The sequence below is a fragment of the Parabacteroides sp. KHUB-01 genome, assembly GCF_056640935.1.
The window spans coordinates 3,421,547-3,436,854 of sequence record NZ_CM153256.1 but is presented as its reverse complement, the minus strand read 5'-3'; the positions used below and the strand labels follow the sequence as shown (position 1 = coordinate 3,436,854).

14 protein-coding genes are annotated in these 15,308 nt (G+C 34.4%); 5 read left to right on the top strand and 9 right to left on the bottom strand.

The features are described 5' to 3' along the window. Nucleotides 1-88: 88 nt before the first annotated feature. From ACYIAR_RS14550 to ACYIAR_RS14520, 7 genes are all read right to left on the bottom strand, one after another. The gene (locus ACYIAR_RS14550) at nucleotides 89-1,996 is read right to left on the bottom strand and encodes a serine/threonine-protein kinase (protein ID WP_480330586.1); all 1,908 of its coding nucleotides are present in this window, start codon (nucleotides 1,994-1,996) and stop codon (nucleotides 89-91) included. A 46-nt stretch (nucleotides 1,997-2,042) separates the two neighbouring features. Beyond that, nucleotides 2,043-2,846, bottom strand: coding sequence for a PP2C family protein-serine/threonine phosphatase (locus tag ACYIAR_RS14545; protein ID WP_480330584.1), 804 nt, complete (start codon nucleotides 2,844-2,846; stop codon nucleotides 2,043-2,045). A gap of 155 nt (nucleotides 2,847-3,001) precedes the next feature. After that, nucleotides 3,002-3,520, bottom strand: coding sequence for an FHA domain-containing protein (locus tag ACYIAR_RS14540; RefSeq protein WP_480330582.1), 519 nt, complete (start codon nucleotides 3,518-3,520; stop codon nucleotides 3,002-3,004). After that, entirely contained in the window at nucleotides 3,517-3,765 is a 249-nt protein-coding gene (locus tag ACYIAR_RS14535; protein WP_480330580.1) for a hypothetical protein, read from the bottom strand. Before ACYIAR_RS14535 ends, ACYIAR_RS14540 begins: the two co-directional genes overlap by 4 nt. Before the next feature lie 162 nt (nucleotides 3,766-3,927). Continuing rightward, entirely contained in the window at nucleotides 3,928-4,578 is a 651-nt protein-coding gene (locus tag ACYIAR_RS14530; RefSeq protein ID WP_480330578.1) for an FHA domain-containing protein, read from the bottom strand. A 14-nt stretch (nucleotides 4,579-4,592) separates the two neighbouring features. Continuing rightward, on the bottom strand, nucleotides 4,593-4,973 hold the full coding sequence (locus ACYIAR_RS14525) for a LytR/AlgR family response regulator transcription factor (protein ID WP_480330576.1): 381 nt from the start codon (nucleotides 4,971-4,973) through the stop codon (nucleotides 4,593-4,595). A gap of 253 nt (nucleotides 4,974-5,226) precedes the next feature. After that, a complete protein-coding gene (locus ACYIAR_RS14520) occupies nucleotides 5,227-6,186 on the bottom strand; it encodes an NAD-dependent epimerase/dehydratase family protein (protein WP_480330574.1) in 960 nt (319 codons plus the stop codon). A gap of 169 nt (nucleotides 6,187-6,355) precedes the next feature. Here ACYIAR_RS14520 and kbl point away from each other — a divergent pair, with 169 nt between their 5' ends. From kbl to ACYIAR_RS14500, 4 genes are all read left to right on the top strand, one after another. After that, nucleotides 6,356-7,546 carry a glycine C-acetyltransferase gene (gene kbl, locus ACYIAR_RS14515; protein WP_480330572.1) on the top strand — a complete coding sequence of 397 codons (1,191 nt, stop codon included), beginning with the start codon at nucleotides 6,356-6,358 and terminating at the stop codon, nucleotides 7,544-7,546. Nucleotides 7,547-7,927: 381 nt separating this feature from the next. Then, nucleotides 7,928-9,670, top strand: a complete 1,743-nt coding sequence (locus tag ACYIAR_RS14510) for a glutamine--tRNA ligase/YqeY domain fusion protein (protein ID WP_480330570.1) — start codon at nucleotides 7,928-7,930, stop codon at nucleotides 9,668-9,670. A gap of 83 nt (nucleotides 9,671-9,753) precedes the next feature. Next, nucleotides 9,754-11,220 (top strand): tetratricopeptide repeat protein, encoded by a 1,467-nt coding sequence (locus ACYIAR_RS14505; RefSeq protein WP_480330568.1) that lies wholly within the window; start codon nucleotides 9,754-9,756, stop codon nucleotides 11,218-11,220. Nucleotides 11,221-11,256: 36 nt separating this feature from the next. Further along, nucleotides 11,257-12,192, top strand: coding sequence for a DUF368 domain-containing protein (locus ACYIAR_RS14500; protein WP_480330566.1), 936 nt, complete (start codon nucleotides 11,257-11,259; stop codon nucleotides 12,190-12,192). An 88-nt stretch (nucleotides 12,193-12,280) separates the two neighbouring features. On the opposite strand, the gene ACYIAR_RS14495 is transcribed toward ACYIAR_RS14500, so the two are convergent. Continuing rightward, the gene (locus tag ACYIAR_RS14495; protein WP_480330564.1) at nucleotides 12,281-13,234 is read right to left on the bottom strand and encodes a lipocalin family protein; all 954 of its coding nucleotides are present in this window, start codon (nucleotides 13,232-13,234) and stop codon (nucleotides 12,281-12,283) included. Nucleotides 13,235-13,297: 63 nt separating this feature from the next. Beyond that, nucleotides 13,298-14,233 (bottom strand): class A beta-lactamase, subclass A2, encoded by a 936-nt coding sequence (gene bla / locus ACYIAR_RS14490; protein WP_480333669.1) that lies wholly within the window; start codon nucleotides 14,231-14,233, stop codon nucleotides 13,298-13,300. Between the two features lie 126 nt (nucleotides 14,234-14,359). Here bla and ACYIAR_RS14485 point away from each other — a divergent pair, with 126 nt between their 5' ends. After that, on the top strand, nucleotides 14,360-15,268 hold the full coding sequence (locus ACYIAR_RS14485) for a glucosaminidase domain-containing protein (RefSeq protein ID WP_480330562.1): 909 nt from the start codon (nucleotides 14,360-14,362) through the stop codon (nucleotides 15,266-15,268). The last annotated feature ends 40 nt before the right edge of the window (nucleotides 15,269-15,308 follow it).

The window sequence follows — 15,308 nt, the reverse complement described above, 5'->3', positions numbered from 1 at the left end:
CCGATCAACCAATCAACTAAAAACATGCTTGCCAAGAGTTAAGTTATCTACGAAACTTATGTTTATTATTAGCACAAATAAAGGCAGGTTAATAATACGCCGCACCTTCATTTATCAAATTACCATTAACATCATATATATCAAACAAATTATCTGTTCTTTCAAATGCACGTCCTTTGTCAGACACACCTACACTAAGATAACGGCAAGGTATTTTCTCTACACCTTCATTATCAATCGCACCATATCTGCCATTATCCTTTTTCCTTACTATAATATATGAACCGAAATTCATTTTCTTTTCATATAGCAAGATTCTGTCTTTGATTTTTCTGTCTTCTGCTTTTTCATCACACTCTATCATCAACCGCACAACTTCTTCAGTCAGTTTTATTTTTTTTGCTGCAGCAAAATCCTTTTTTGCGCCAATATAATCTTCTGCTTTCATCCTACCTTTTCCGGAAGCAAGCAAATCACCATATTGCCTGTCTAATTCTTCAGAAGACAAAGACTCTTTTTCTTTATCATCAGGCTCAATAACTGAAGAAGGAACTTCTGCTTTCAAATCTTCATCCTTTCCACTGACATTAGTAGGAGAAACATTATTCAAATCTGAAATGTTATTATCTTTCTTCGTTTCTTCTCTAACAGAAGAAGGCTTATCTTTTTCTACTATATCAAGTCTAGTATCTTGCTTTTCAGAAGGAACTTCATTTTCTTGCACCAGAGATTCTTTGTCATTAACATTGTTAGATTGAATTGGTTCCTCTTCTTTATCCTCAAAATCAGATGACACATGACTGACATTATCACCCGTAGCAAGAACTCTATCCTTCAACACAAATCCTATAATAGAAAAGGCTAGCAAAGATAAACATAAAACCAACAAACGCAAATACTTCTTTTGTTTACGAGAAGCTATATTCCTATCTTCGTCCTTACTTTCCAAAGTAGAAGAAATCATATTCTCAGAAGTATTCAAAATCGTTTCATCTTCATCTTTATCAGATGAAATAAGCTGAGTTTCGTCTGAATATTCACTATCACCAACCAATTTTTCCGATACTTTACCAATATGTTCTTTCTCCTTATCCAATAATGAAAAATCCAACGATTCCATCATTTCCTTAACTGATTGATAACGGTTTGATGGACTTATTTCCATAGCCTTAAGAATAACCAATTCAGTTTTCTCAGAAATTAAGGGATTAATATCTCTAGGATTTTCCATTTTTCTGGTTGCACGTAAAATAGACTCTGTAGGTATTTTACCTGTAAGCATATTATACATAGTTGCCCCCAAAGAATAAATATCCGGACATGGAGAGAAGTTCAATGTTCCTTCATTATCATATTGCTCAATTGACGCAAAACCTTTTGAAAGAGTAAGCATAGTAGTGCTTGTTTCATGATTGTCCAAATCATAGCGCTTACTAACTCCAAAATCAATCAGTCTTGCATTGTCACTTGAATCTATCAGAATATTACTTGGCTTTATATCTAAATGAAGAATATGTTTCTCATGAACAAAATCCAGAGCTTCTGCAATTTGTTTGACATACTTCAAGGTTTGGCTTTCCTGCAGAAATCCATCATGTTCAATTAGAGACTTTAAAGATTGTCCTGCTATATACTCCATTACGATATACGCAGTGTTATTAGCCTCAAAAACTTCCAGAACATTTACTATATAAGGATGATGAACTTCCGACAATATCTTGGCTTCCTTTATTAGCTTATCACGGAATTTCACAAACAAATTCCGTCCTGTTTCAGAATGGACATTAACAAAGTTAGTTTTAGGATCGCGATAGCAATAATCCTTAAAAAAGAACTCCTTTATACACACAGGAACTTCAGTGCGAACTGCACCCAACACGCCCTTGACATCAGTAAACCAAACACCTTTATATGTTATGCCAAACCCACCTTGTCCTATAGATTGCGTAAGTTTATATTTTCCATTTTGAAGTAAAAATCCGTTTGGCAAATTCATAACAAATACAAAAGTAGTTACATTTCATATGCCAAAAGTAATCTTTTTACAGGAAAGAATAAAGAAAAGACAAAATATTTTGTTTTAAACCAGCTGTTTCATATACTTCTTGGATAGGAATCATATAAAATGAATAGTTATCTTTTGTTTTTCCCATACACATATCAAGTATCTTTGAACGTGCATTAAGCATATTTGAAGAACTAAGAACTGATGCAATTGTCTCAGAAGGACAATTTTCCAAAACTCCATCTGTACACATAAAGAACACATCACCAGGCAACACATCAGTCAGAGTAACCACATCTATTTCCGTACAAGAATTTGTTCCCTGAATAGCCCTTAGAATAACATTCTTTTTGGGGTGCAAAGATGCTTCTTCGGGAGTTATCTCACCCATACTTAACAACATATTTACATAAGAATGGTCTTTGGTCTGATAAATAATTTTCCCGTTTCTTATCTGATAAATCCGACTATCACCGGCATGAGCAATAGTCACACCATTATCACCAACATACAATAATGTTAAAGTAGTTGCCATTCCTGCTGACTCGGGATGAGAATCCTTATAAGAATCAAAACAGGTTTCAGTATATCTTACAGATTTTCTAACGAACTCTTCTGTTGGAGAATTATTTTCCAAAAAAGCATCAAAATACGTGCAGATTGATTCACACGCCAAAGAACTTGCTATTTCACCTTTATCAGCACCTCCTACTCCATCACACACCAAAAACAGCCGTTCTTTTGATGTTACAGACTCAGGATATGGATATATAAAATCTTCATTATTCTTGCGTAATCCAAGGTCTGTAAATGCATAAGGTTGAGCAATTGATATATTCATAGCATTAATGTTTTTAGTTTCGCGTATTCTAAACACAAGGTCAACAAATTACAAAATACTAAAGGAAAATATTTATGCTTTTAGTTTTCTAACAATCTGTAAATTCGAAAACTTGCCAACCTCCGTTCTTAAGCAATAAGCGAAACTTTAGTTATTCAAATTTTGAACCGAAGTAATGTTTTGCCAATTACAATTTCATCACCATCGGACAACACCACCACCTCTTCTTTTTCTAAGTAGTTGCTATTATATAACGCTCTATTTTTACTATTATTGTCTGATAAGTAATATTTGTATCCGCCTTTTGTATCTTTTTTTACTGAAATACAAATATGATTTCTACTCATAAACCTATCATTAGTCTGTATCTGTATTGAAGCCGTTGATGTTTGGGATTTTCTTCCAATCCAATTATCACCCTCATGCAAAAGATACTCTTGCGACGGAGTATCTTCATCTTCAACAACAAGCAAGCGGGCAACATTTGTTTTTACCGAATGTTGCAACAAAACAGTTTCAGAATCATCCTGCTGTTTGGAATTTTCAGATTTAAGCAATGATACAGGAATAGATTGCTTACAGTTCGGGCACTTGAATGAAGTTATACCGAGGGGAATTTTCCCCTCGTCAACTTTCAAACCAATCTGACAATGTGGACATCTAACTGAAATCATAAAATAAATGAAATATCTGTACCATCCATATCTATAGAATATCCGTCGATCATATCAGAATCAGACATCATAACTGTGTCGTCAGCCAATGTGATAAAATCACTAGAATCCGCTGATATTCCATCATCAATTGTCACAGCGTCCAGAAGCATATCATCAGCACTCATATCAACAATAAATGAGTTTGAGTCTAATGCATCGTCGCTGTCGATTGTCACAAATGTGTAATCATCCTCTTGCACCATAGCTGTTCCCCATAATATATTTATTAATTAATCTGAAAATTCTCCAGTATAGCATTCAACTACAAAATTAAGAAAACATTATGTCGGGCAATGCTTTAATGCATACGGATAATCAAAATATTATGTTTTATGTACAAAAGCCCATAGATTTATATACAAAAGTCAATCTGACCATTTTGCACGACAGGTACTTACAGGGCAATGTTTTCTATTCTTCAATGATTCCCAAGGAACTTCACCTAAAAATACGCCACATTTCGGGCAAACATATTCTATCTTAAACCGGTTTGTAAGTTCCTGAAGTTCTTTAGGAACACGAGCCGACTGGCGAGCCCCCATATATATACCTATAACAGGAGCACAAATAGTCACCAGCAAACTCACCGTAAACCATTCAGTACTACCCTTTCCCAAAAATCCCAACAATACACCAATTATTCCTGGAATTGCAAATGGCAACGCCTGAAATAATCTTGTTTTGAACTGGTTTGAAGACTGTATACGTATCTTTTCCTTGATATAATTATCATAAACATCCTTAAGAGCTTCAAACTCTTTAGTATAGTCATTCCCTGCTTTTAAAAGTTCATTGAAGTCCAATGACAAATTACCCCCAAGAGTTATCTTATCTGTCGGCTTCACTCGTTTCTTCATAATACGAACGCCGTTGACAAACGTTCCATTAGCTGATTCCAAATCTTCGAGAATCCAAAATCCATCATCATTCTTCGTCAAACAAGCATGATGACGACTAACAAACTCATTATCCACGACATAGTCATTATCTGAAGCCTTTCCTATTCTTATAACCATCTGTCGTATAACTATTATATATTCTCAGAATCTTTGTTTAATTCTTTTTCAAGACTTTCTTTCAAAAGCTTAAGAGGATCTTTTGAAATAATAAGTTCTCTTGGTTTTCCATCGTCCATTAGCAACAATAATTTCTGTTTAGGAAGATTTATCTGCAAAATATGGTTCATATTAACTATATGACTCTTTCCAACTCGCATCAATATACTATTTGCGTTTTTCAACTGAGACTCAAGAAGCTCCTCAATTTTTCCTATATTTATAGCAAATGTAAACTGTATTCCATTTGACAATAATAGTTTTGTATAGTTTCTATCTGCCTCAAAATATAATATCTGGCCTATTTTGATTCTTAACAACTCATCTCTAGTCTTGATAATCAAATATCTATCCATAATAAAATATAATGTTTTTTATCAGTCACACAAACATACGGAAAGTTTTATATACTTCAAAAAAGAAATCACAACAATCGTACTTTATACTATCAATTAAATTCACTTGTCAAGAGATTCACAACAGTTATTCTTCATTAAACAAATTACGAATATGCTTATAAAGAACAAAAAGACTGTATCGAACATTACTTCCGATACAGTCTTTTAAAATTACCAACAAAGTTCAAATTTCTAAAATAAAAAACTTGAATTATTTAATAGAAAATTTTTCTTTCAACTTTGACAACATATCTCTTGTCATTGTATCCAAGTCGAATTCTGGCTTCCAGCCCCATTCTTCACGAGCACAAGTATCATCCAAAGAATTTGGCCAAGACTCAGCAATTGCCTGACGCAAAGGATCAACTTTATATACCATCTTGAAATCCGGAAGATATTTCTTTATATTGTTATATATAATTTCCGGATCAAAACTCATTGAAGCAATATTAAATGAATTTCTGTGAACAAATTTTGAAGAATCAGCTTCCATAATTTCAATAGCTGCACGCAAGCCATCAGGCATATACATCATATCCATAAATGTTCCGGCAGCAATAGGACATTCAAATGTCTCACCTTTAACTGCTGAATAATAAATATCAACAGCATAGTCTGTTGTTCCACCTCCCGGAGGTGTAACATATGAAATCAATCCAGGGAAACGAACTGAACGAGTATCAACACCAAATCGGATGTTGTAATAATCACTCAACAACTCTCCTGAAACTTTTGTAACACCATACATTGTTCTTGGATTACGAATAGTATCCTGAGGTGTCTTATCTTTCGGAGTGTTATTTCCAAACACACCTATTGAACTTGGGGTAAACACTGCACATTTCATTTCACGTGCGACCTCCAGGACATTAAACAATCCACCCATACCGATTTTCCATGCCAACTGTGGTTTTGCTTCAGCAACAGCAGATAATAATGCTGCCAAATTGTAAATTGTATCAATTTTATACTTAGATACAGTTTCGGCGATTTGCTGCTCATTTGTTATATCTACAATAGCAGACGGACCACTCTCCAACAATTCACCCTTAGGTTCTGCTCCCGGAATATAACCAGCAACTACATTAGCACCGCCATAAATACCTCTTAATTTCATTGTCAACTCAGAGCCAATCTGGCCCGTTGAACCAATAATCAATATATTCTTCATCTTTTAAAACAGATTTAAGTTCTTTCAAGAAACAAAGATATACAGAAATACGAAGTTTGATTATGTTTTTTCCTTTTTTTATTCACTCTTTCGAAAAAAAGCTCCATCTTTGCTCTATGTAAAAGTTTTTTCTAAACACAAACAATATTATTATAGAAAGGATTATAATATGTACGGTAAATTTCAAGAATTCCTGACAAACGAGCTTAACAATATCAAAGAAGCAGGTTTGTATAAAAATGAGAGAATCATCACAACTCCACAGAAAGCAGATATCAAAGTTAATGGAAACACTGAAGTGCTTAATTTCTGCGCCAACAATTATCTTGGTTTGTCTGACAACCAAAGATTGATTAATGCAGCTAAACGTGCAATGGATTCTCATGGTTATGGAATGTCTTCTGTAAGATTTATCTGCGGTACTCAAGATTTGCACAAACAACTTGAAGCTGCTATTTCAGACTATTTCAAAACAGAAGATACTATTTTGTATGCAGCTTGTTTCGACGCAAACGGAGGTTTGTTTGAGCCACTGTTCACAGAAGAAGACGCAATTATCTCAGACGCATTGAACCACGCATCAATTATCGACGGTGTTCGTTTGTGTAAAGCTAAACGCTACCGCTACGCAAATGCAGATATGGCTGATTTGGAACGTTGTCTTCAGGAAGCTCAGGCTCAACGTTACCGCATAATTGCTACAGACGGTGTTTTCTCTATGGACGGAAATGTCGCTCCAATGGACAAGATTTGTGAATTAGCTGAAAAATACGATGCTTTGGTTATGGTTGACGAATCACACTCTGCAGGTGTTGTTGGTCCGACTGGTCATGGTGTTGCTGAACAGTTCAATGTCTATGGCAAAGTTGACATATTTACAGGTACACTAGGTAAGGCATTTGGTGGTGCTATGGGTGGTTTCACTACTGGTAAAAAAGAAATCATTGATATGCTTCGCCAGCGTTCTCGCCCATATTTGTTCTCAAACTCTGTTGCTCCAGCAATCGTTGGTGCTAGTTTGGAAATGTTCAAAATGCTTAAGGAAAGCGATGCATTGCACAGCAAATTAATTGACAATGTAACATATTTCCGTAAAAAAATGATTGAAGCAGGCTTCGACATCAAACCTACTCAGTCTGCAATTTGCGCTGTTATGCTTTACGATGCTAAACTTTCTCAGGATTTCGCAGCTAAGATGCAAGAAGAAGGTATCTATGTAACTGGATTCTACTATCCTGTTGTTCCTAAAGGACAAGCTCGTATCCGTGTTCAGCTTTCTGCCGGTCACGAACGCGAACATTTGGACAAAGCTATTGCTGCATTTATCAAAGTAGGAAAAGAATTGTCAGTAATAAAATAACAGACAATTAAGTAATAATTAATATAAATACCAAAGAGGTTTATGCCTTAAGAAGTCAGGTTGTGTCTTGCTATTTTTATAGGAAGGCACAACCTTTCTTATTTTATAAATATAATGGATAAACTCTCTAATAGCAGAAGATACTATCTATAAAAATTTCTCTTCGTAATAAAAGATGATTTATGTCCGAAAGAAACAGAATTTTCTTTCGGAAGAAAATCAATTTTCTTTCGGATATAATTTACGTTACATCCGAAAGAATTTTTCAGTTATTAATATTAAATGTTTTTCCAACTCCTTTAGGAACTTATTCGTATTAAAAATAAAAAAATTACTAACTTTGCCATCTAAAAACGAAGACAAATAAAAACTTCTTATAATATGAGCGAAATCAATATAACAGAAGAAGAAAGCAAAAAAAGCTTGAATTTTATTGAAGCTGCAGTTGAAAAAGATTTGGCCGAAGGTAAAAATGGCGGACGTGTACAGACTCGATTCCCGCCTGAACCGAACGGTTATCTGCATATTGGTCATGCCAAAGCTATTTGTCTGGACTTTGGCATTGCTGAAAAACACGGAGGTATCTGCAACTTACGTTTCGACGATACAAATCCTGTAAAAGAAGACGTAGAATACATCGAAGCCATCGAAGAGGATATCAAATGGCTTGGATTCCACTGGGATAATGTTTATTATGCGTCTGACTATTTCCAGCAATTATATGACTTTGCTATCAAATTGATTAAAGAAGGCAAAGCATATGTTGACGAACAGTCATCAGAAGTTATAGCACAACAAAAAGGTACTCCAACTCAGCCTGGTATTGAAAGCCCATATCGCAATCGCCCAATTGAAGAGAGCTTGGATTTGTTCCGCAGAATGAACGAGGGTGAATTTGAAGAAGGAAGCATGACTTTACGTGCTAAAATTGACATGGCTAACAGCAACATGCACTTCCGCGACCCTATTATTTACAGAATTCTGAAAACTGCTCATCACAGAACAGGTACAAAATGGAAAGTTTACCCAATGTATGACTTTGCACACGGACAGAGCGACTACTTTGAAGGTGTAACTCATTCACTTTGTACACTTGAGTTTGTACCTCATCGCCCGCTTTATGATTTATTCATTGACTGGCTTAAAGAAGGAAAAGATTTGGATGATAACCGTCCAAGACAGACAGAATTCAATAAGCTGAATCTGAGCTATACGTTAATGAGTAAGCGTAACCTTCTTACTTTGGTAAAAGAAGGTCTTGTCAACGGATGGGACGATCCACGTATGCCTACAATTTGCGGTTTCCGACGCAGAGGTTATTCTCCAGAGTCTATCCGTAAATTTGTAGATAAAATTGGATATACAACATATGATGCACTGAATGAATTTGCATTGTTGGAAAGTGCAGTCCGTGAAGATTTGAATGCTCGCTCAACAAGAGTTTCTGCAGTTTTGGATCCGGTAAAACTTATTGTAACAAACTATCCGGAAGGCAAAGTTGAAGAAATGGAAGCAATAAATAATCCGGAAGACCCAAATGCAGGTTCTCACACTATTGAATTCAGCCGCGAATTGTGGATGGAACGCGAAGACTTTATGGAAGATGCTCCTAAAAAATTCTTCCGCATGACTCCGGGACAGGAAGTACGTCTGAAAAATGCATATATCGTAAAATGTACAGGATGCAAGAAGGACGAAAACGGTAATATCGTTGAAGTTTATTGCGAATACGATCCTAACACTAAGAGCGGAATGCCAGACAGTAACCGCAAAGTGAAAGGAACTTTGCACTGGGTAAGTTGCGCACACTGCATTAAAGCTGAAGTTCGCCTTTACGACAGATTGTGGAAAGTGGAAAATCCGCGTGATGAATTGGCTGCTATACGCGAAGCCAAGAACTGCTCTCCTTTGGAAGCTATGCAGGAAATGATTAACCCAGACTCACTGAAAGTTCTGGAAAACTGTTATGTTGAGAAATATCTGTCAACATGCAAGCCTTTGGACTATTTCCAGTTCCAGCGTATTGGTTACTTCAATCTTGATCCTGACAGCAAAGATGGTAAGCTAATATTCAACCGTACTGTTTCATTGAAAGATACTTGGAACAAGATTAAAAATAAATAATCGAAATTCTGAACATATATATAAATTGACGGGCTATGGGAAATTAACGTCCGATGCCCGTCAATTTATTTTTAACCCATATAATGATGAACAAACAAGAGCTTGACGAACTGCTTGACAAATTTATTGAAGCTGAAAAACGCGGACAATCAATCTACCTTGATTCAGACCAAATTGAGGAAATATTGGATATCCTTGAGGATGAAGAGGATTTTGAATTGTATGACCGTTTGTTGGCAGCCGGATTAAAGATGCACCCGGAAAGTACACAATTGCTAATTAAAAAAAGCAAAGTACTGATGTGTGATGAAGAATTCGAGAAAGCCCTCTTGCTTATAAATCAACTCAAGGAAACAGAAAGTGGGGAATTGTATGCAATACAAATAAATTGCTTATTTGCAACTAACCAGAAAAAACAGGCATACAAAATACTGAATAGACTCACAGAGGAAAATTTCGACGAACTTGAAACTGTATATGAATTTGTATCAACGTTCCTTAATGAAATGTATATGAACGATGAAGCTTCTGATGTCATTTCAAAAGGTATAACTCTTTTCCCGAAAAATATATATTTAAAAAATGAACTTTGCTTTCTCCTGGAAACGAGCAATGACATTCCGAAAGCAATACAAATATGTCAGGAATTGATTGATGCTTCACCATATTCGGCTGAACATTGGTTCACATTAGGCAGGCTGTATACTATTATCGGAGAATATAATAAAGCGATCGAGGCTTTCGACTTTGTAGCAACATGCAGTTCAGAACAAAATGACTACGAACTAAAAATTCTGAAAGCATACTGTTTCTATATGAACACCAACTACGAAAGTGCCATATCAATATATAAAGAGCTCATTGAAATTGATGACCTGAAAAAACGTATAGCACCTTTGATGGCTGAATGTTATATAAAAATGGGAGAATATGAAGAAAGCTATTTATTGATGAATCCAATCATAAACAAGGAAAACGACTGCGATGTCTCTACATATCTGAACTATATCCGCTGTTGTATGGAGACAGGCAGAGAGTCAGAGGCACAAGCGACAATACATGAAGCAGTGAATACTTTCCCGCAAAATATCAACCTCCTATCACTACAGGCTATTTCATTCCTTGAAATGAAAGAAATAGAAAAAGCTATAGCTACTGCAAAAAAAATGCTTGAGATTCTTGACCTTGAAAGATATGATCTCGAACAACTTTCGTGCAATAACAATGCTGATACACTTTTCCGCCTTGCCCAAAGAATGCATAAAGAGGACGATATTGAACAAGCCCTGCATTATTATAAAGAGGCAAAAAAAGCTGATCCAGGATTGAAATTCATCAATCTTTATATGGCAATAGCCTATCTTCAAAAAAGAGATATGGATAATTTTGCAGAATGCATAAAACATATTTCTTCAGAAGAAATGCAAAAATTAATTACGGAAACTCCATCATATAATATAGAAAAAGATGCTTTGTCAAGTATAACAGAAATGGTTTCAACTGCTAAGTTGGCAAAAGAATATCTTAAAAATAAAAGTAACAACAACTAAAAACTGACTACTAACATTTAACAAACAAATAGAAACATGAATAGAAGTTTAAAAGATTATTCGCTTCTTGTTCTTAAAGGAATGGGAATGGGAGCGGCAGATGTTGTTCCCGGTGTTTCTGGAGGAACAATAGCATTTATTGTTGGAATCTACGAAGAATTACTTGATTCTATAAAAAGCATAAATGCACAAAGCCTGAAATTGCTTTTCACAGGTAAACTTGCAGAATTCTGGAAAGCAATAAATGCTAATTTCCTTGTTTCAATAGTGCTTGGTATTGCGATAAGTATATTCTCTCTGGCAAAACTAATTACATATCTTCTCGAGTTCCATCCAATTCTAGTTTGGGCATTTTTCTTCGGACTTGTTCTTGCTTCATCATGGTTTGTTGCAAAAACGATAAGTAAATGGGATGTAAAAACTATTATCAGTTGTATAGCTGGCATAGCCATTGCATATTATGTAACTGTAGCAACGCCAGCAGAAACCCCTACAAATCTACCATTTATTTTTCTATGTGGAGCTGTAGCTATATGTGCAATGATTCTTCCTGGTATATCTGGTAGTTTCATTCTTGTTCTTATGGGAAAATACTTCTATATCATGGATGCTGTGAAAAGCTTGAATATTATTGTAATGCTAGTGTTTATTTGTGGAGCAGGAATAGGTATTACAATGTTTTCAAGAGTTTTATCATATGCACTTAAGAAATTTCATAATGTAACTATCGCAGCTTTGGCAGGTTTTATGATAGGTTCACTCAACAAAGTTTGGCCATGGAAACAAGTGCTCGAAACTTATACAGACAGTCATGGCAAAGTTAAGCCTTTGATTGAATCAAATATTATTCCAGATATGGCTAATTCAGACCATCAGGTTTTGATGGCAATCGGACTTATGCTGTTCGGTTTTATCCTGGTTTATGTTTTGGAAAAGCTTTCTGCGAAAAGCAGTGAAAAACATGTATCATAAGTATTCCAATAAAAATGGATTATAACAAAACAGGTTCTGAGTCAAAATATACAAACTCAGAACCTGTTTTGTTATCTTCTTATCAGTATCATTTCTCCACAAATTGTATAGGTTCATTATTCCCGGAAAGAGTCAATGTCATATTCCTTCCTTTTCCCCTGATATCTGCGAAAGAATTCTTATATCCATAACCAGAAGCTGTCGGATATTGATAAAGTATATAATCTGTTCCTTGATATTTAATTTGCGCAATTCCTGCGTGAGTAAAAAACGATGTAGATAAAGACTGACCATTGTCGTTTACAAATTCAGCTTTTAGAATATTTTCAAATCCGGTTGATGAATAAAGGACTTTTCCTCTTCTAGTTATCAGCCATTCATTATTACAATGTTCCAGCATATATGTATCATCATCTTCAATATTCCAAACTGATGTACCATCAGGTCTATTTCGTCTCTCTAGAATTACAGATTCTTCTGGCATGAACAACTCTACTTTAGACGAATCCTGCAAGAAAACAAAATATGCAACATATGACGACAAAGAATCTTGTGCTGAGAGCATCTTTTGCCCTTCTTCAAAAATCCTTATTTTCTTATCTAGAAGCTTGGAATATGTATAACCCATAGCAGAATCATCTCCACCTATCAATTTGCTTTCATTCTGAGATTTGACATATTGTATTCTGTACATATCTCCTTTTCCCAAAGTAAGAGTATCATTATTAATGGATATAACTTTTAATGTATCAGAAAACTGAATTGTCTGACCATTTCCTATACTTTTTCCAATAAGAACTATATCTGAACCACCGTCTTTTTCTTTCAATAATTGCCAACCACTATACTTTAATGTAGCCATACCAACAGAAACTGCATTTCCATCTTTGTCAAGAACAAAACCTTGAGTGATATCTTTATTTACAGGCATTATTTCATGCCATTCTCCTAATAAGTCTTCCTCGCAGTATGAGTTTTCTACTGATTTACATGATACAAGCATCAAAGCAGACAGTGATAATAACAAAATTTCTTTTTTCATTTCCAATAATAGATTTTTGTTTATAGATCCTATAAAAAGAAAATCTATAAAACTCAGTTACTGTTAATAAACAGTATGAATATTGATTTTGTTGTATTTTATTATAGAATTATATACTATTGACGAAATTTCAGCTATTATATTTTCCGTTGTATCATATGATTCCGAAGAATCTTTTACAAAAACTGATATTACATATCTGCCTCCGTCCGGCAAATACACAAAACCAATATCATTTATTCCTATAAACTCTCCTTTCCTATTTTTATCACCTGTTCCTGTTTTATGTCCAATTCGTAGATTTTTATTTTCCAAAGGTTTTAGCAATCTAGAACGTCCGGTTGAACATTCCATCATTGTATTCTCAATAAAGGATCTATATTCTCCTGTAATTGTATAACCTGAAATAAACTTTTCCAGCAAGACAGCGGCAGACAAAGGTGTAGACCAATTTTTATAACAATTATCCAAATTAATATGCATATAATCCTCTGTCATTTCAATAGCAAAGTCATTTATTCCCAACGAACGTATATAAGAATCTGTATTTTTAACATTAAGTATTCTATCAAATAATATATCACATGCATTATTATCACTAAAAACCAAAGTATAAGAAAGTAATTTTGATAATGCAATATCTATATTACCCTCAGGATTTTCATCCCGCAAAGGACTATAAGTATTCTGTTTCAGCTCATACTTAGATACATGAATAACAGAATCACAACTTATATGATTTTTCTGTAAATAATCACATACAGCCAAAGCCTGATGAAATTTAAAAACACTCATCATCGGATACCTAATATCATTATTTACAGTTATAGTATCTTTCCCATTTATAATAACAGCAACACCTACAGTTGCATCATAACATTGTACTTTCTTCTGTATCTCTGATACGATTGAACTATAAGTTTCTGATGAATTAGCTTGTAAAGTAACTGATAATGTTAACGATAAGAATAAAACAAATATTAATCTCATTTTCTGCAATAATTTTCTTTTGTCAAAATTAATGTATATTGTCCAAAAGACAAAAAGTTCAAATTTCACCTTTTACTTTTTTGAGTATTAAATAATCAAATTATCTTTGCATAAAATGATTTGGTTTTATTCAATATGAAGATATTTAAACACATCCCTATTATTATTTTTTTTCTTTTGGTTTCACAAAATATTACAGCTGATAGCCAAAGAAAACTTTCCTCTTATCAGAAATATATCAATCAGTATAAAGAACTTGCAATAGAGCAACAGCACAGATATAAAATTCCTGCCAGTATAACTTTGGCACAAGGTCTTCTTGAATCAGGTGCAGGTAGAAGTAAACTTGCACTAAAATCAAACAATCATTTCGGAATAAAATGTCATAGCGACTGGAAAGGGAAAAGGGTTTATCATGATGATGACCTAAGAGGAGAATGTTTCAGAAAATATAAAAAAGTAGAAGATTCATACGAAGACCATTCGAAATTCCTTTGCCGTCCGAGATATTCAAGTTTGTTCCGCTTGAATATAACAAACTATAAAGGATGGGCAAAAGGATTACAAAAATGTGGGTATGCAACAGATCGTTCATATGCAAATAAACTGATAAAGGTAATTGAGGATTACGAATTATATAAATTCGATACTTCAAAGAAAAGCCGAAGAGAAAAAGAAAAAGAAGCAGAAGCAACACCGATAATCAGAAGAACTGTATATAAAACACACGGACTGCTTTATGTTTATGCTAAAGAAAATGACAATTTTGAACGAATAGCACATGATACAGGCTTCAAAGCAAGACATTTGAGAAAATACAATGAAGTGCCAGATGATTTTCCTCTTCAGGAAGGAGACATCATATATCTGGAGAAAAAGAAGAAAAAAGCCGACAAGCCATATTATGATCATGTGGTTGAAGCAGGAGAATCAATGTACAGCATCTCTCAGAAATATGGAATCCAGGTAAAAAGTCTGTATAAATTGAACAAAAAAGACTATGATTATGTTCCTAATGATGGAGATGTTTTAAGACTAAGATAATTTCAAAAATAACGATTTGGTTTTAAAATCTTACAGTCTA

Bases quoted from the DNA above. Each gene is read 5' to 3' on its own strand.
- ACYIAR_RS14550 (WP_480330586.1), bottom strand. From the start codon at position 1,996: ATGAATTTGCCAAACGGATTTTTACTTCAAAATGGAAAATATAAACTT.
- ACYIAR_RS14545 (WP_480330584.1), bottom strand. From the start codon at position 2,846: ATGAATATATCAATTGCTCAACCTTATGCATTTACAGACCTTGGATTA.
- ACYIAR_RS14540 (WP_480330582.1), bottom strand. From the start codon at position 3,520: ATGATTTCAGTTAGATGTCCACATTGTCAGATTGGTTTGAAAGTTGAC.
- ACYIAR_RS14535 (WP_480330580.1), bottom strand. From the start codon at position 3,765: ATGGTGCAAGAGGATGATTACACATTTGTGACAATCGACAGCGACGAT.
- ACYIAR_RS14530 (WP_480330578.1), bottom strand. From the start codon at position 4,578: ATGGTTATAAGAATAGGAAAGGCTTCAGATAATGACTATGTCGTGGAT.
- ACYIAR_RS14525 (WP_480330576.1), bottom strand. From the start codon at position 4,973: ATGGATAGATATTTGATTATCAAGACTAGAGATGAGTTGTTAAGAATC.
- ACYIAR_RS14520 (WP_480330574.1), bottom strand. From the start codon at position 6,186: ATGAAGAATATATTGATTATTGGTTCAACGGGCCAGATTGGCTCTGAG.
- kbl (WP_480330572.1), top strand. From the start codon at position 6,356: ATGTACGGTAAATTTCAAGAATTCCTGACAAACGAGCTTAACAATATC.
- ACYIAR_RS14510 (WP_480330570.1), top strand. From the start codon at position 7,928: ATGAGCGAAATCAATATAACAGAAGAAGAAAGCAAAAAAAGCTTGAAT.
- ACYIAR_RS14505 (WP_480330568.1), top strand. From the start codon at position 9,754: ATGATGAACAAACAAGAGCTTGACGAACTGCTTGACAAATTTATTGAA.
- ACYIAR_RS14500 (WP_480330566.1), top strand. From the start codon at position 11,257: ATGAATAGAAGTTTAAAAGATTATTCGCTTCTTGTTCTTAAAGGAATG.
- ACYIAR_RS14495 (WP_480330564.1), bottom strand. From the start codon at position 13,234: ATGAAAAAAGAAATTTTGTTATTATCACTGTCTGCTTTGATGCTTGTA.
- ACYIAR_RS14485 (WP_480330562.1), top strand. From the start codon at position 14,360: ATGAAGATATTTAAACACATCCCTATTATTATTTTTTTTCTTTTGGTT.